17 protein-coding genes are annotated in these 15,805 nt (G+C 67.3%); 11 read left to right on the forward strand and 6 right to left on the reverse strand.

Features of this window, described 5'->3' with window-relative positions; translation table 11 throughout:
- The first annotated feature begins 78 nt into the window (after positions 1-78).
- From ftsY to AC6RIC_RS01665, 4 genes are all read left to right on the forward strand, one after another.
- Positions 79-1,359 carry a signal recognition particle-docking protein FtsY gene (ftsY, locus tag AC6RIC_RS01650; protein WP_499734850.1) on the forward strand — a complete coding sequence of 427 codons (1,281 nt, stop codon included), beginning with the start codon at positions 79-81 and terminating at the stop codon, positions 1,357-1,359.
- Between the two features lie 8 nt (positions 1,360-1,367).
- The gene (locus AC6RIC_RS01655) at positions 1,368-1,991 is read left to right on the forward strand and encodes a septation protein A (protein ID WP_499736536.1); all 624 of its coding nucleotides are present in this window, start codon (positions 1,368-1,370) and stop codon (positions 1,989-1,991) included.
- A 203-nt stretch (positions 1,992-2,194) separates the two neighbouring features.
- The gene (locus tag AC6RIC_RS01660; protein WP_499734851.1) at positions 2,195-2,608 is read left to right on the forward strand and encodes an MbcA/ParS/Xre antitoxin family protein; all 414 of its coding nucleotides are present in this window, start codon (positions 2,195-2,197) and stop codon (positions 2,606-2,608) included.
- A complete protein-coding gene (locus AC6RIC_RS01665; protein ID WP_499734852.1) occupies positions 2,605-3,318 on the forward strand; it encodes an RES family NAD+ phosphorylase in 714 nt (237 codons plus the stop codon). Before AC6RIC_RS01660 ends, AC6RIC_RS01665 begins: the two co-directional genes overlap by 4 nt.
- 95 nt (positions 3,319-3,413) lie before the next feature.
- Here AC6RIC_RS01665 and AC6RIC_RS01670 read toward each other — a convergent pair whose 3' ends face one another.
- Positions 3,414-4,199, reverse strand: coding sequence for an SDR family NAD(P)-dependent oxidoreductase (locus AC6RIC_RS01670; protein WP_499734853.1), 786 nt, complete (start codon positions 4,197-4,199; stop codon positions 3,414-3,416).
- Positions 4,200-4,417: 218 nt separating this feature from the next.
- Between AC6RIC_RS01670 and AC6RIC_RS01675 the strand changes: the two genes are divergently transcribed.
- The gene (locus tag AC6RIC_RS01675) at positions 4,418-4,753 is read left to right on the forward strand and encodes a YkvA family protein (RefSeq protein WP_454658914.1); all 336 of its coding nucleotides are present in this window, start codon (positions 4,418-4,420) and stop codon (positions 4,751-4,753) included.
- A gap of 173 nt (positions 4,754-4,926) precedes the next feature.
- Here the strand turns inward: AC6RIC_RS01675 and AC6RIC_RS01680 are convergent, their stop codons facing one another.
- On the reverse strand, positions 4,927-5,901 hold the full coding sequence (locus tag AC6RIC_RS01680; protein WP_499736537.1) for an NADPH:quinone oxidoreductase family protein: 975 nt from the start codon (positions 5,899-5,901) through the stop codon (positions 4,927-4,929).
- Between the two features lie 183 nt (positions 5,902-6,084).
- Here AC6RIC_RS01680 and AC6RIC_RS01685 point away from each other — a divergent pair, with 183 nt between their 5' ends.
- The 3 genes from AC6RIC_RS01685 to AC6RIC_RS01695 all read left to right on the forward strand — a co-directional run bounded on the left by AC6RIC_RS01685 (position 6,085) and on the right by AC6RIC_RS01695 (position 8,552).
- Positions 6,085-6,693 (forward strand): invasion associated locus B family protein, encoded by a 609-nt coding sequence (locus AC6RIC_RS01685; RefSeq protein WP_454654432.1) that lies wholly within the window; start codon positions 6,085-6,087, stop codon positions 6,691-6,693.
- A gap of 149 nt (positions 6,694-6,842) precedes the next feature.
- Complete coding sequence (gene rlmN, locus AC6RIC_RS01690) at positions 6,843-8,069, forward strand: dual-specificity RNA methyltransferase RlmN (protein ID WP_499734854.1); 1,227 nt, start codon at positions 6,843-6,845, stop codon at positions 8,067-8,069.
- 3 nt (positions 8,070-8,072) lie between these two features.
- A complete protein-coding gene (locus tag AC6RIC_RS01695) occupies positions 8,073-8,552 on the forward strand; it encodes a hypothetical protein (protein ID WP_499734855.1) in 480 nt (159 codons plus the stop codon).
- A 6-nt stretch (positions 8,553-8,558) separates the two neighbouring features.
- Here the strand turns inward: AC6RIC_RS01695 and ggt are convergent, their stop codons facing one another.
- Positions 8,559-10,295, reverse strand: a complete 1,737-nt coding sequence (gene ggt / locus AC6RIC_RS01700) for a gamma-glutamyltransferase (RefSeq protein WP_499734856.1) — start codon at positions 10,293-10,295, stop codon at positions 8,559-8,561.
- A 124-nt stretch (positions 10,296-10,419) separates the two neighbouring features.
- Here ggt and AC6RIC_RS01705 point away from each other — a divergent pair, with 124 nt between their 5' ends.
- From AC6RIC_RS01705 to AC6RIC_RS01715, 3 genes are all read left to right on the forward strand, one after another.
- Entirely contained in the window at positions 10,420-11,022 is a 603-nt protein-coding gene (locus AC6RIC_RS01705; RefSeq protein ID WP_499734857.1) for a LemA family protein, read from the forward strand.
- Between the two features lie 105 nt (positions 11,023-11,127).
- The gene (locus tag AC6RIC_RS01710; protein ID WP_499734858.1) at positions 11,128-11,931 is read left to right on the forward strand and encodes a TPM domain-containing protein; all 804 of its coding nucleotides are present in this window, start codon (positions 11,128-11,130) and stop codon (positions 11,929-11,931) included.
- Positions 11,931-12,536 carry a TPM domain-containing protein gene (locus tag AC6RIC_RS01715; protein ID WP_499734859.1) on the forward strand — a complete coding sequence of 202 codons (606 nt, stop codon included), beginning with the start codon at positions 11,931-11,933 and terminating at the stop codon, positions 12,534-12,536. Before AC6RIC_RS01710 ends, AC6RIC_RS01715 begins: the two co-directional genes overlap by 1 nt.
- 209 nt (positions 12,537-12,745) lie before the next feature.
- Here AC6RIC_RS01715 and AC6RIC_RS01720 read toward each other — a convergent pair whose 3' ends face one another.
- The 3 genes from AC6RIC_RS01720 to AC6RIC_RS01730 form a co-directional block, all read right to left on the reverse strand.
- Positions 12,746-13,513 (reverse strand): DUF1223 domain-containing protein, encoded by a 768-nt coding sequence (locus AC6RIC_RS01720; protein WP_499734860.1) that lies wholly within the window; start codon positions 13,511-13,513, stop codon positions 12,746-12,748.
- 68 nt (positions 13,514-13,581) lie between these two features.
- On the reverse strand, positions 13,582-14,517 hold the full coding sequence (locus AC6RIC_RS01725; protein WP_499736538.1) for a lipid A biosynthesis lauroyl acyltransferase: 936 nt from the start codon (positions 14,515-14,517) through the stop codon (positions 13,582-13,584).
- 257 nt (positions 14,518-14,774) lie between these two features.
- Positions 14,775-15,797 carry a zinc-binding dehydrogenase gene (locus AC6RIC_RS01730; RefSeq protein WP_091862509.1) on the reverse strand — a complete coding sequence of 341 codons (1,023 nt, stop codon included), beginning with the start codon at positions 15,795-15,797 and terminating at the stop codon, positions 14,775-14,777.
- Positions 15,798-15,805 lie beyond the last annotated feature (8 nt).

A 15,805-nucleotide genomic window follows, 5' to 3' on the forward strand; every position in this document is an offset into this window, starting at 1 on the left:
GCTGCCATGGCATTGCGCTAGCGAAGCCGGCCCGGCGGCGCAACCCGATATGCCCGCCGAACCGAAGACAGGACGACGATGAGCGAGACCGAACCGAAGAAACGCGGCTTCTTTTCGAGGCTGTTCGGACGCGACGAGGAACCGGCCAAGCCGGCTCCCGCCCCGGAGGCGGTGACCGAACCGACCGTCGAACCTGTCGAGGAGCCGAAGTCGGACGTTGAAGAGATCTCTCCTGCGACGGCTGTCGAGACGGAAGCGGTTATCGTCGAGGCGCCGACCCCTGAGCCCGTCGCGCCTCCTGTTTCGGTTGAAGAGGTTGCGCCTCCGGTCGAGCCGGAGCCGGAACCAGTCGTCGCCATCGTTCCGCAGCCCGAGCCCGTTGTGGCCGCCGAACCTGCCCCCGTCCCTGCGCCGCAACCGAAGCGGAGCTGGTGGCGGCGGCTGACAGAGGGGCTGTCGCGGACCTCCTCGGCGCTGACGACGGGGATCACCGACCTCTTCACCAAGCGCAAGCTCGATGCCGGCACGCTGGAGGATCTCGAAGACATCCTGATCCAGGCCGATCTCGGCCTCGCGACCTCCGCCAGGATCGCGAAAGCGGTCGGTGACGGGCGCTACGACAAGCAGATCGAGCCGGCCGAGGTGAAGGCGATCCTGGCGCGCGAGGTCGAGACGATCCTCCTGCCGGTCGCGCAGCCGCTGGCGATCGACGCCACGAAAAAGCCCTTCGTGCTGCTGATGGTCGGGGTCAATGGCTCCGGCAAGACCACGACGATCGGCAAGCTCGCCGCGAAATTCCGCAGCGAGGGCAAATCCGTGATGCTCGCGGCCGGCGATACCTTCCGCGCCGCGGCGATCGAGCAGTTGCGGGTCTGGGGTGAGCGCACCGGGGCCGAGGTTGTCTATGGCCAGCAGGGCGCCGATGCGGCGGGCCTCGCCTTCGAGGCGCTGCAGAAGGCCAAGGCGAACAATACCGACGTGCTGCTGATCGACACGGCCGGTCGGTTGCAGAACAAGCAGGGACTGATGGACGAGCTTGCCAAGGTTGTGCGTGTCATCCGCAAGCAGGATCCGAGCGCGCCGCATGCGGCCCTGCTCGTGCTCGACGCCACCGTCGGCCAGAATGCGATTTCGCAGGTCGAGGCCTTCCGCGAGACGGCGGGCGTGACCGGGCTGGTCATGACCAAGCTCGATGGCACCGCGCGCGGCGGCATCCTGGTGGCGCTGGCGGCGCAGTTCGGCCTGCCCGTGCATTTCATCGGCGTCGGCGAGAGCGTCGACGATCTGGAGCCGTTCTCGGCGCGCGATTTCGCGCGGGCCGTGGCGGGCATGGAATCAGCTTCGGGAGAGGCGGCGTGAGCGAGACGATGCAGCAACCGGCGGGCGCAGCTGAGAAGGGCAAGGCGGTCAATCCGCTGCTCAAGCTCGCGCTGGAATTCGGGCCGCTGGCGATCTTCTTCTTCGCCAATTCCTATGGCGACCGGTTGTTCGGCGTGGCCGAGGACCGGCGCATCTTCGTCGCGACCGGCATCTTCATCGCGGCATCGCTGATCGCGCTGGCCTTGTCGCGCGCGCTGATGGGCTATCTGCCGCGCATGGCGATCGTGAACGCGATCGTCGTCACCGTCTTCGGCGGGCTGACGCTGGCGCTGGACGATGCCTTCTTCATCAAGGTCAAGCCGACCATCGTGAACGCGCTGTTCGGCTCGGTGCTGCTCGGCGGGCTGCTCTTCGGCCGCGCGCTGCTCTCGCTGGTGCTGGAGACGGTGCTGCAGCTCGACGAGGAAGGCTGGCGCAAGCTGACCTTCCGCTGGGGGCTGTTCTTCTTCGTGCTGGCAGCCATCAACGAGGTGGTCTGGCGCACGCAGACCCAGGATTTCTGGGTCGCCTTCAAGGTCTGGGGCGTGATGCCGCTGACCATGGCCTTCGCGCTGGCGCAGACGCCCCTGATCCTGAAGCACGAGATCAAGCCGGCGAAGACGGACGAGTAAGGTCCAGCAATCTCCACGCTGTCATCCCGGGCGGAGCGAAGCTCAGACCCGGGTTCTTTCCGGAGCGTTTCCGATGGAGGCTCAGGCATGGATCCCGGATCGGCGCCGCTGACGCGGCTTGTCCGGGATGATGGCGGTGTTTTGGATGCCTCTTGCCATTTGGTAGGATTGTCTCCACTTTATGCCAAATGGAGAGCGATGCCATGACGGCCCTGCTGCGCATCGAGACGGCCCAGCGTGATTTCGTCCCCGATCCGATCACGGATGACGAGGCCGCCGCGATGTTCCGCGCCGCCGTCAACCTGTTCCGGCTCTGGCGGATCACCGACGAGGACGCGGCTGTTCTGATCGACCTGCCGGTCAGGAGCTATCGGCGCTGGAAGGCCGGCGAGATCGGCCGCATCTCGCGCGACGGCAAGGCTCGCCTGTCGAACCTGATGGGCATTCACAAGGCGCTGCGATTGATCTTCACCGAGCCGCAGCGCGGCTATGACTGGATCAAGCGGGCCAATGCTGATTTCGGTGGCAAGTCGGCGCTGGATGTCATGCTCGGCGGCGAACTCACCGATCTGATGCGGGTGCGCCGTCTGCTCGATGCCGAACGGGGCGCCTGGTGATCGATCCGGCTATTCTGCCGGTCGCGGAGATCGAATGGCGGGGTGCGGTCCGGATCATCCGCAGCATCTTCCCGCCGATCGACCTGTTCGAGGATATCGCCGATCCCGCCGACTGGCCGCTCCTGATCGCGGCCGAGCAGAAGACCAATCCACGCCTGATGGAGACGATCGGCAATCTCGATCTTGTGCCGGCGGAGCGACGCGTTTCGGGGCCGGGCGCGAGCTGGCTCATGGCGCCCTTCACCCATGTCAGCCCGGACCGGCCGAGCCGCTTCAGCGATGGCAGTTTTGGCGTGCTCTATGTGGGGGACAGCTTCGAAGTGGCGCTGCTGGAGACGATCCATCACCACGCCCGCTTCATGCGGGCGACGGCCCAGCCACCGGGCTGGACCTCGCAATTCCGTGAGATCGTAATGGAGGTCGACGCGGAGCTTCACGATATCCGTTCGCTCGGGGTCGAAGCTGCCCCGGCGCTCGATCCCACGGATTACACCGAGAGCCAGGCGCTCGGCATCGGCTTGCGTGGGCTGGGCTCTGCCGGCATCGCCTATCCCAGCGTGCGCTGCCCCGGCGGCGAATGCGCGGGGCTGTTCTACCCCGACGGCGCCAGCCACCCGGTTCAGGGCCGGCATCTCGATTATCACTGGAACGGCGAGCGCGTGGACCTCTACCGGGATCGCAGCGCCGGCGAGGTCTATCGCATCGTCTGAGGGCGTCATTGCGAGGAGCGTAGCGACGAAGCAATCCAGGAGGACGTAGAGCTCTGCTGCCCCTGGATTGCTTCGCTACGCTCGCAATGACGGTACTATTTCGGCGCCAGCCGGATCGCGCCGTCCAGGCGGATCGCGGTGCCGTTCAGCATGTCGTTCTCGATGATGCTGCGGGCGAGCGCCGCATATTCAGCCGGGCGGCCGAGGCGCGAGGGATGCGGCACGGAGACGGCGAGCGAGGCCTTGGCGTCGTCGGGCAGGCCGGCGAACATCGGGGTTTCGAACAGGCCGGGCATGATCGTGACGATGCGGATGCCGACCCCGGCGAGGTCGCGGGCGACCGGCAGGGTCAGCCCGACGACGCCGGCTTTGGAGGCACCATAGGCCGCCTGGCCGATCTGGCCGTCCTCGGCCGCGACCGAGGCCGTGCAGATGATGACGCCGCGGCCGCCATCCTCCGTCACCGGATCGAGCCCGGCGAGCGCGACTGCCGATTTGGCGATGACGCGGAAGGTGCCGGTCAGGTTGATCGCGACCGCCTTCTCGAAGGTGGCGAGGTCATGCGCGACGAGCTCGCCGGTGTCGCGCTTCTTCGAGACGACGCGGCGGCCGGGCGCGATGCCGGCGCAATTGACGATGATGCGGGCGACGCCATGGGCGGCGCGGGCCTTGGCCAGGGCTTCGTCGACCGAAACCTCGCTGGTGACGTCGCAAAGGGCGAAGACGCCGCCAATCTCCCTGGCGATGGCCTCGCCGCGCTCGGCATTGAGGTCGAGCAGCGCGACCTTGACGCCCTGGCTGGCCAGCATGCGGGCGGTCGCCTCGCCGAGGCCGGAGGCGCCGCCGGTGACGATGGCGGCGAGGGAGGAATCGAGTTTCATGGCGCGTTTCCCGTCAATCTTGTTGTGACAGCCGGTTTAGAGGGCGTTTCGCGCCGCTCCAAGCGGGTTTTCGGAACCGCCTCTTGTGCAGGATTGCGCCGGGGCCATCTTTCGATAGGGCGCGCCGATTATGGTTGCGCGATCATCGGCGTTATCGAACGCCTGGGAGAGAGACAGGGATGAGCGAGGGGTTCAGCGCAAGCTTCAGCCGCGAGGAGATGGAGGCGATCCGCAAGAGCCTGCGCGACGAGGCGAAGTTCGGCGCCGATTTCATGGCCCGGCTCAAGCGCGTCGCGAAGCGTATTCCGTTCGCGGAGGATCTGCTGGCGGCGTGGTTCTGCGCCCGCGATCCGGCGACGCCGCGACGCGTGCGGCTGACGCTGCTCGCCGCGCTCGGCTATTTCGTGCTGCCGGTGGATGCGCTGCCGGACATCATGCCGCTGCTCGGCTTCACCGATGATGCGGCGGTGATCGCGGCTGCGATCGCAGCCGTTGCCGGCTCGATCACGATCGAGCATCGCGAGCGGGCGAAGCAGGCGATGGCGGAGCTTTAGTTCGCTTTCACCGGAAACACGCGGTCATCCCGGACAAGCCGCGTGAGCGGCGCCGATCCGGGGTCCATGCCGCAGCGCCTACGGTAGAGGTTCAGGCATGGATCCCGGGTCTCCCTCCGGTCGCCCGGGGTGACGGCGGTGGGTTTTTTCGAGGTCTTCGTGGAACGCGATCGTCAGAGCGTCAGGACGATCTTGCCCTTGGCCTTACGGTCGGCGATCAGCGCGTAGGCCTCGGTCCAGCGTTCGAGCGGGATCGTGGCATGGACATGGGCGCGGATATGACCGCCCGCCGCCCAGTCCAGCAGGCGCTCCATGTTGCGGCGGTGGCCGGCCGGGTCGCGTGCGACGAACTGACCCCAGAACACGCCGCGCAGGTCGCAGCCCTTCAACAACAAGAGGTTGAGCGGGATTTTCGGGATTTCGCCGCCGGCAAAGCCGACCACCAGATAGCGCCCCTCCCAGGCCATCGAGCGCAGGGCCGGCTCGGCCAATTCGCCGCCCACCGTGTCGTAGAGCACGTCGACGCCGCGGCCTTCGGTGAGCTTCTTCAGCTCGGCGCGAATGTCGTCGCGGCCATAATCGATCTCCTCCTGCGCGCCGTGCTCGCGGGCGAGCGCGAGCTTGTCGGCCGAGGAGGCGCAGGCGATGACATGGGCGTCGAGCAGCGCGCCGATCTCGACCGCCGCCAGACCCGCCCCGCCGGAGGCGCCGAGGACGGCGAGCGTCTCGCCGGCCTTCAGTTCGGCGCGCTGGATCAAGCCATGCATCGCGGTGCCGTAGGTCACGAAGAGGCCGGCCGCCTGCGCATCGTCGAGCCGCTCGGGAATGCGGATGAGCTGATCGGCGGAAACCGCGACCTTTTCGCGCGCTGCGCCGTAACCCAGCCAGGCCGCGACGCGTTCGCCCACCTGCCAGCCGGTCACGCCCTCGCCGACGGCGCTGATCGTGCCGGCGCATTCGGCCGAGGGTGAGAACGGGAATGCGGGTTTCGTCTGGTAGCGGCCCTGAATGATCAATGTGTCGAAGAAGTTGAGGGCGGCGGCCTTCACTGCGATCACGACCTCGCCGGGGCCGGGCTCCGGATCGGGCAGGTCGCGGATCGCCAGCTCCTCGGCCGGGCCGTAATGGTCGCAGAGCAGGGCCTTCATCGTCGATCCGCCTTCGTCCTCATCGCGCCCGATTCTGGCATGGCCGGAGGCGGCACGGAACCGCCCCGTCATCATTCGTATTTTCGCCAGGATCGTGACACTCTATTCCGCCGTTCCCGCGCGATCGCCTGATCAACAGGTGGTAAACGCGGTATTAAGTTTTTTAGTGACTGATGGCGGTCCATGATCAACTCGTTCCTCCGCACCTCCCGCGCCGCTGCCCCCCGTTCCGCTCTTGCTGCCACCCTCGCGGCGGGCGGCATTGCTGTTTTGTTGCTGCCGACAGGCGCAGCCGCCCAGCAGCGCGCCAAGCCCGCTCCGGCCGCCGCCGCTGCCGCCAGTCCTGGCCAGGGCCAGGCCATGCTGCTGGAGACGGCCGGAAAATGGCAGGCCTTCTCGTCGCAGCAGGGTCGTTCCAAGGTCTGCTACGCTCTGTCCAAGGCCGAGACCCGCATCCCCGCCAATCTCAAGGATGTCGAAGGCCTGCTCTTCGTCTCCAGCCGGCCGGGCGAGGGCGTGCGCAACGAGATCAGCTTCGTGATGAATTTCGACCTCAAGGAAGGGGTCGAGCATCAGGCGATCGTCGGCAACGAGCGTTTCGCGCTGGTCGCCAAGGGCCAGAACATGTGGCTGAAGAACCCGGCCGAGGAGCCGCGCATGCTCGACTCGCTGCGCCGTGGCTCCGGGCTGGAGATCAAGGGCACCTCCAAGCGCGGCAACCCGACCAGCGACAAGTACTCGCTCGCCGGCATCAGCCAGATCGTGAAGCGGGCTGAGGACGCCTGCAAGTAAGGCTGAAAGGCTCCACGCCGTCATCCCGGCTTTCCGTTTCGCCGTGGCTGGGATGATCCGCGTGGAGGGCGGATTTCCGCTTTTGCCCGAATTGTGCTAGGGAGCCGCGAAATCCCGCGCCTTCCCCGATGGGCGACGACAGAGCTCCGATGACCGCATCCGTTCCCGCTACCGCCGCTCCGGCGGCCGAACCCGTTTTGCGACGCCCTTCGCTGGTCGGGCGCACCCGCGCTGGCTTGCTTGAGGCGCTGGCCGAGATCGGCGTGCCCGAGAAGGAGCGGCGCATGCGCGTCGGCCAGCTCTGGAACTGGATCTACCATTACGGCGTGCGCGAATTCGACGCGATGACGACGATCGGCAAGGGGCTGCGCGGGCAGCTCGCCGAGCGTTTCTCGCTCGACCTGCCGGCCGTCACGGCCGAGCAGGTCTCGACCGACGGCACCCGCAAATGGCTGATGCGCATGCCCTCGACCGGTCCGCATGATCGCGGCGCCGAGATCGAATGCGTCTATATCCCCGAGGTCGATCGCGGCACGCTCTGCGTCTCCAGCCAGGTCGGCTGCACGCTGACCTGCACCTTCTGCCATACCGGCACGCAGCGCCTGGTGCGCAACCTCAAGACCGAGGAGATCGTCGCCCAGGTGATGGTGGCGCGCGACCGGCTTGGCGATTTCCCGAATCGCGCGGCACCGGACGGCGCTTTCGTTCCCAACGACGGCGGGCGCTTCGTCTCGAACATCGTCTTCATGGGCATGGGCGAGCCGCTCTATAATTTCGACGGCGTGCGCGATGCGATCGCCGTGATCACGGACGATCAGGGCCTGTCGATCGGGCGCCGCCGCATCACCGTCTCGACCTCGGGCGTGGTGCCGCAGATCGGCCCGCTCGGCGAGGAGATGGGCACGATGCTGGCGATCTCGCTGCATGCGGTGCGCGACGACCTGCGCAACGAGCTGGTGCCGCTCAACAAGAAATACCCGATCAAGGACCTGCTCGAGGCCTGCCGGAACTATCCGGGCCTGTCGAACGCCAAGCGCATCACCTTCGAATACGTGATGCTGAAGGGCGTGAACGATTCCGACGCCGAAGCGCGCGAGCTCGTCCGCCTGCTCAAGGGCATCCCGGCCAAGATCAACCTGATCCCGTTCAACCCGTGGCCCGGCACCAAGTACGAGTGCTCGGATTGGGACCGGATCGAGCGCTTCTCCGAGATCGTCTTCCGCGCCGGCTATGCCTCGCCGGTGCGCACGCCGCGCGGGCGCGACATCCTCGCCGCCTGCGGCCAGCTCAAGAGCGAGACGGAAAAACTCTCCGCCCGCGCCCGGCTCATGCTGGACGAGGCGCAGGCCGACGCTCCGGCTGTGGCGGCGGAATAAGCCTTGCTGCGCTGGCTCCTGCTGATCCCGTTCGCCTGCCTCGTCGCGATCGGGGCGGGCGTGTTCTTCCTGGGAGCGGCGAGCTTTGCTTCGCCCGCCGTGGCCATGCTGATCGGCGGCGGTATCGAGCGGTTGATCGATATCCTGTTCGGGCTCGCCGAGAGCGGGATCGATCCGGCGCCGGCCGCTCAGGCGGCCTTTGCCCTGATCGGCAAGCTCGGCATGGCGATCATCGTGGCGCCGGTGGTGCTGGTCGCGGTTGGCTCCGAACTCTTCCGTCTGCGCAGCGGCCTGCTCCAGAGCGGCTTCACCGGGCTTCTGGCTGCGCTCCTGCCGCTCGCGATGCTCCGGCTGTCGCGGGCGCCCAGCACGGCCGAGATCCAGATCATCTCCGGGCTCTTCCTGGTCGGCGCGGCGACGGGCTTCGTCTACTGGCTGATCGCCGGGCGCGGCGCTGGTGGCGAGCGCCCGGCGCAACAGTAATCCTGCTCAGTCGCCGATCGCGACGCCTTCGCGGCGGCCGTCGGCGCCGCCCAGAAAGCCTTCCGGCGTCTTGACGATGGCCTGCGTGCCCGAGGTCATCTCCAGCAGGCGGACCTCGTGGCCTCTGGCCTCCAGAGCCGCTTTCCAGGCTTCGGCCTCGGTGCCCTTCTCCAGCTCGGTCGGGCCGTTGCGGCTACCGAAATTGCCGAAATCGACGGCCTGTTGCGGGTCCATCTTCCAGTCGAGCAGGGCAACCAGCGTCTTGGCGACATAGCCGATGATCTGGCTGCCGCCGGGCGAGCCGACCACGGCATGGAGCCGGCCGAAAGCGTCGAAGACGAGCGTCGGCGCCATCGAGGAACGCGGGCGCTTGCCGGGCTCGACGCGGTTGGCGACGGGCTTGCCGTCCTCCTCGGGTGCGAAGTTGAAATCGGTCAGCTCGTTGTTGAGCAGGAAACCGCCCTTGGTCATCAGCCGGGAGCCGAAACCGTCCTCGATCGTCGTGGTCATGGCGACGGCATTGCCGTCCGCATCGACCACCGAAATATGGCTGGTGCCGTTCTCGATACCGTCGGAGGGGGCAAGGAGCTGTGCGCGCCGATGCGGCGGATCGCCGGGCTTGGCGCGGCCCATCGAGCGCTCGGGACTGACAAGGCCGGCGCGCGAGCGGATATAGTCGCGATCGATCAGGCCGCGCACGGGCACGCTGATGAAGGCGGGATCGGCGAGATAAAGCGCGCGATCGGCGAAGGCGAGCCGGCCTGCCTCCGTGAACCAGTGGGCTGCATCGGCGCCCGGCCCGATGCGGCGCAGGTCCTGGCCTTCGAGGATGCCGAGCATCTGCTGGAGCGCGACGGCGCCCGAGCTCGGCGGGCCCATGCCGCAGAGGCGCCAGATGCGGTAGGCGCCGCAGACCGGGTCGCGTTCCTCGACCTTGTAGCCCGCGAGGTCGGCCAGCGTGATGTCGCCGGGATTGGTCGGGTGGCCGGTCACCGTCGCGACGATGTCCTCGGCGATCTGTCCTTTGTAGAAGGCTTCCGAGCCCTGTACGGCCACGGCGCGCAGCGTCGCGGTGAAGGCCGGGTTCTTCAGGATGGTGCCGACGGTCTTGGGCTTGCCGTCCGGCTCGTAGAAATAGGCAGCAGCCAGGGCGTTCTTCGGGAGGTCCTTTTCATCGGCCAGCAGGCCGTTGAGGCGCGGCGAGATCGCGAAGCCTTCTTCCGCCAGTTTTACCGCGGGCGCGACGACATCGGCCCAGGGCAGCTTGCCCCAGCGGCGATGCGCCTCTTCCAGCAGCTTCAGCGTTCCGGGCACGCCGACGGAGCGGCCGCCGACCACGGCCTCGCGGAACGGCATCGGCTTGCCGTCCCTCATGAAGCGGTCGGGCTTGGCGGCGGCGGGCGCGGTCTCGCGCCCGTCCAGCGTCGTGACCTTGCGGCCGGCCTCGTCCCAATGGACGAAGAAGGCGCCGCCGCCGATGCCGGAACTCTGCGGCTCGACGAGGTTCAGGACGAGTTGGATGGCGATGGCGGCGTCGGTGGCGCTGCCGCCGGCGCGCAGGATCTCGCGCCCGGCCGTCGCGGCCAGCGGATTGGCGGCGGCGGCTATGAAGCGTTGGGCCGTTCCCAGGGTCTTGGTGGCGCGCCCGGTCGCAGCCTCGGGGGCGGGCGCTTGTGGCTGGGCGACGGCGATCTGCGCGGCCAGCAGGGCGGATGACAGAGAGAGAAAGAGAGACAGGCGCATGGGCGAAGCTCCAGTGAGAATCGCACGATAGGCCATTCGTCGCAGCGTGACAGCTTGGATGGGCGGGCGCTGGCGAGTAAGGTCCGAATCGCTAGTTCTGACGTTGCCAAAAGGGGTTTTCGGCATGTCGTTTTCGACTCATCTTCGCCGGCCGCTCACCTGGCTCATTCTCGGCATGCTCGGCGTCGTGCTGGCCGGCTGCGGCTACAACAACGTGCCGACGCTGGAGGAAAAGGCGAAAGCCGCCTGGTCCGAGGTGCAGAACCAGTATCAGCGCCGCGCCGACCTGATCCCGAATCTGGTGGAGACGGTGAAGGGCTATGCCGCGCAGGAGCGCGAGGTCCTGACCGCGGTGGTCGAGGCCCGCGCCAAGGCGAGCCAGGTCAAGGTCGACGCCTCGACCATCAACGACCCCGCGAAGTTCAAGGAATTCCAGGACGCGCAGAACCAGCTCACCGGCGCGCTCGGGCGGCTGCTCGTCACGGTCGAGCGCTATCCGGAGCTGAAGTCCAACCAGAACTTCCTCGCCCTGCAGTCGCAGCTCGAAGGCACCGAGAACCGGGTCGCGGTGGCCCGGCGCGACTACATCCAGGCGGTGCAGGCCTTCAACACCGAGATTCGCACCTTCCCGGGTGTGATCTGGGCGAAGCTGTTCTGGGGCGCCAAGCCGATGGAGACGTTCGCGGCGACCGCCGGAGCGGACCGGCCGCCGGCGGTGAAGTTCTGAGGTCGACGGCAGAAACCGGTGACAGCGGTTCGCGCGTCATGTCCGGGCCCGACCCGGGCATCCACTGCCAGAGCTTCTCGGGTCTGCGCTTCGCTGCGCCCGGGAATGACGCTCTGGCGGGCTGTGCTGTCGCTGCTTCTGCTGGTCTGGGGCAGCTTCGCGCTCGTCGCCGAGCCGCGCTATCCCGCACTGACGGGCCGTGTGGTCGATGGCGCCAATCTGCTCGCGCCGGATGTCCGGCAGCGGCTTGAGGACAAGCTCAAGGCGCATGAGGACAAGACCTCCGACCAGGTGGTCGTCGCGACGGTGCCCTCGCTGCAGGACGTCACGATCGAGGATTTCGCCAACGGGCTCTTCCGGCACTGGAAGCTCGGCGAAAAGGCGAAGAACAACGGCGCGCTGCTGATTGTCGCGCCGAAGGAGCGCAAGGTCCGCATCGAGGTCGGCTACGGCCTGGAAGGGGCGCTGACCGACGCGCTCTCCAAGGTAATCATCACTACGGCGATCGCGCCCAAGTTCAAGACCGGCGATTTCGCCGGGGGGATCGAGGGCGGCGTCGACGCGATACTGACCATTCTCGCGGGGGATGCCGAGGAATGGCAGCGCAGGGCCGAGGTGCGCTCGGACGAGAGCACGCTGGGCGAGGACATCGCGGTGATCATCGCGATGATCTTCATCTTCCTGTTCATCGTCGCGTTCCTGCGGGGCTTGAGCCAGCAGGGCGGCGCGCGCCGGCATCGCCTGCGCAACGGGCAATGGGTGACGCTGCCGCAGAGCACGGGCTGGAGCACGGGCTCGGGTTCCAGCTCGGGCTGGAGCGGCGGCGGAGGCGGCTGGAGCTCGGGCGGCGGCGGATTTTCAGGTGGCGGCGGTTCGTCCGGCGGCGGGGGGGCTTCGGGAGACTGGTGATGGATTCAGCCGACAGGGATGCGATCGCGGAGGCTGTGCGCCGGGCCGAAAGTCTGACCGCAGGCGAGATCGTCGTGGTGATCGACCGGGCCGCGTCGAGCTATCGCAATGTCCCGGCGATGATGGCGCTGACGCTCGCGCTGTTCGTGCCGTGGCCGCTGCTGTGGCTGACGGTGATGAGCGCGCAGCGCATCTTCCTGATCCAGTTGATCTGCGCCGCTGGCTTGCTGGCGAGCCTGCTCTGGTACGGCCGGGGTGGGCGCTTCGTGCCCGGTTTCGTCAAGCGCCGGCGCGCGCATGATGTGGCGTTGCGCGAGTTCACGGCGCGTGGCCTGACCCGGACGAAGGGGCGCACCGGCGTGCTGCTCTATATCGCCCTGCAGGAGCGCTATGCCGAGATCCTGGCCGATACCGGCATCGACGGGCTGGTCGAGAAGGATACCTGGCGCGGCATCATCGAGCCGCTGCTGGCTGCCGCGCGGGAGGATCGCCTGACCGAAGGGCTGATCGCCGCCGTGGGTTCCGTCGGGACGGTGCTGGGACAGCATGTGCCGCCCGTGCCCGGCGATGTCGACGAGCTCTCGAACAAGGTGATCCTGCTTTAGGCAGCGTGTGCACTACCTTTGTCATTCCGGGGCGCGCCGCAGGCGCGAACCCGGAACCCACGACTGGGAGAGCGATCTGCAACCGGGTATAGAATGTCTCACCCTGTCGTGGTTTCCGGGCTCTTCGCTGCGCGAAGCCCCGGAATGACAAAGCAGGCGACCGGGGCAACCCGGTCATCGTCCACACCGCTCGGTGGAGCGGAAAACGCTCAGCGCTTGGCCAACCCCTTCGCGGCGCCAAGAATCGCGCCGGGCATCATGTGGCCGTATTTGTTGGGGCGCTCGGCCTGGACGACGACGACATAGCCATCGGCCTCCGGCGCCTGTGTCGCCGAAAGCGGGGCGGTGACGGTCGTTTCCCTGCCGGTCCAGTCGCCGACACGCACCATGCCGCGCACGACATTGGCATAGGACAGCGTACGGCCCTGGTTCTCGCCGCGCGTGATGGGCACCGCTGCCTGATGCGTGGTCGGCAGCACCCAGATGCCGGCCGTGGCCTCGCTCTCGCCGCTGGTCGGGGCGACCTTGATCTGGAGAGCGCCGTTCTCTTCCTTCAAGGCGATGCGGGCGGCGAAGCCGGTTGCCGCGAACTGGTTAACCGCCTTCTCGATCTCCGCCCGCTCCGAGCCGATCGCGTGGGCAGCGCCATTGATCACCACCTGCGGCGTGTAGACCTGACCGTCGCCCCGGGCCTTGGCGTAGAATTTCTGGCGCCGGGCGAAGGAATCCTTGCCGAGCGTGTCCTTCCAGCCGAGATAATCCCAATAGGTCACCGGCAGGGTCAGGGCGATCAGTTCGGGATCCTTGGCCAGCTCGACGACCAGAGCATCGGCCGGCGGGCAGGAGGAGCAGCCCTGGCTGGTGAAGAGCTCGATGACCGCCCTGGGTGCCTTCGCCGGCGTCTGCGCGTGAGCGGCCGCCATGCCCAAGGCAAAGGCGGCAACGGTCGCTGCGAGATGGCGCGGGCGAGAGGACATGATCGGGACTCTGCGGGTGACGTCTTTTCCGGAGGTTACCAAAGCCCGCAATCGGCTTGCGAGGGAAATCACGTTGCCTTGAAAACGGGCACGGTCGCGCTGGCGTGATCAAAGGCGTCGCGCGCAACGGCCGAGATCATATTGGGCCGCCAGCGGCGATGCATCCAGAGCCATTGTTCGGGATACTCGCGCACCCAGCCCTCGACCACGGCCGTCATCATCGCCATTGCGCCCTGCACGTCAATCTCGCCATTGGCGTCGCGCGGCAGATCGAGCGGCGGCGTCAGTTCGAGCCGGAAGCGGTGGTTCGGCAGGCGGATGACGCGTACGCCATGGACGGGGCATTCGAAGCGCTTGGCGAACTTGCCCATGATCGGGTTGGTCAAGGCCGGGCGGCCGAAGAACGGCACCACGACGCCACGTGTGAAATGCTGGTCGATCAGCATGCCCAGATGGCCGCCATTCTCCAGCACGCCCTGCATGGCGAAGGCTGCACCCTGCTTCGCAGCGGCTAGCCCGCCCATCGTGCCGGAGCGGATCTCGTGGACGACGGCAGCGATTGCCGGGTCGTTCGGGGCGCGGAAGACGGCGGTGGTTTCGAGATCGTAGGCCTGGGCGCAGATCGCCGGCAGCTCCCAATTGGCGAGATGGGTCGAGAAGATCAGGCCGGGCTTCTCGTCGTCCTTCAGCGCGATGAAGTGCTCGATCCCCGCGACCTCGACGCGCGAGGGCTTGTCGGGGTTGAGGTAGTCGTAATCGAAGAGCGTCTTGAGATGGGCGTATTCGCCGGCGACGCGGCCGAGATTCTCCCAGGCGCCGCGCGCGATGCGCTTGACCTCGGCCTCGTCCTTCTCGGGAAAGGCCGCGCGGATGTTGGCCAGCGCGACGCGATTGACCGGGATCAGCGGGCTTGCGGTGCGCAGCAGCCAGCCGCCGAGATCGCTGGCACGCTCGGGGCCGAGCATGCGCAGGAATGCGAACAGGGCGCGGATCACGCCGATCATCACCGCGGCGCCGGCGCGCGCGGCGATAGCCTTCAATCGTCTCAAGGTCGGTCCTGCCTCAGAGCAAGTCCGCGTTGCTGCGCAACGCACACCTGCTCCGCCCATTTGTTTGGTCGCATTTTCTTCACGCGAACCGGTGCCCACTTCGCTTGAAAATGCTCTAGATCGCCCGTGCCGAGAGCAAGACCGGGCCTTGAACGGGCGATCTGGGGCAGGAAGCCGCCCGCGTCAAGTCCTTGGCGGGAAACAGCTCCCGGTCAGAAGGCGATGACGACCTTGCCGAAGACCTTGCGGCCCTCGATCCGGGCGAGGCCCTTCTCGAATTCGGCAAGCGGGAAGACCGAATCGATCACCGGCTTCATGCCGCCGGCCATCTTCTCCAGCGACTGCGCGATGTTCTCGATGCGGCAGCCGAAGGAGCCGGTGATGCGGTATTGCTGCTGGAAGAGCTGCATCAGGTTGATCGTCGCCGAGGGGCCGGAGGTCGCGCCGCAGGTGACGAGCCGGCCGCCGCGCTTCAGGCACAGCAGCGAGCCGTTCCAGGTGTCGGCGCCAACGTGCTCGAACACGACATCGACGCCCTTGCGGCCGGTGAGCTTGCGGACGACGCCCTCGAAGCGGTCCTCACGGTAGTTGATGACGTGGTCGGCGCCCAATGCCTTGGCCTTGGCGCCCTTCTCGTCATCGCCGACCGTCGTATAGACCGTGCAGCCGATCGCCTTGGCCATCAGGATCGCGGCCGTGCCGATACCGGAGCCGCCGGCATGGACGAGCACGGATTCGCCGGGCTCCAGCTTCGCGTTGTCGAAGAGCATGTGCTGGACCGTGCCGAAGCCGATCGGCGCGCAGGCCGCATCTTCGAAGGAGACGCCCTTGGGCGCCTTGATGGTGAGGCGAGCCGGACGATTGAGCAGTTCGCGGGCGAAGCCGTCGATATGGAAGCCCATGATGCCGGCGACGTTCTCGCAGAGATTGTCGCGGCCTTCGCGGCAGGCCTTGCACTGGCCGCAGGTATCGGCGCCATAGGCGGTGACGGTGTCGCCGGGTGCGAAGCCAGTGACGCCCTCGCCGACGCAGACGATCTCGCCGGCCGCCTCCACGCCGGCCGCCTGCGGCATCTTGCGCTTGGCGAAGGCCATGCCGCGGAAACCCCAGAGGTCGAGATAGTTGAGCCCGACTGCCTTGATACGGATCTGCACCTCGCCAGGAGCGGGCGGCGGCGGCGGCTCGATCTCCTCGAGACGGAGGTCACGGTCGCCATGGAGTTGGAGGGAACGCATGAGGGTTC

The organism is Allobosea sp. TBD101 (assembly GCF_059817965.1).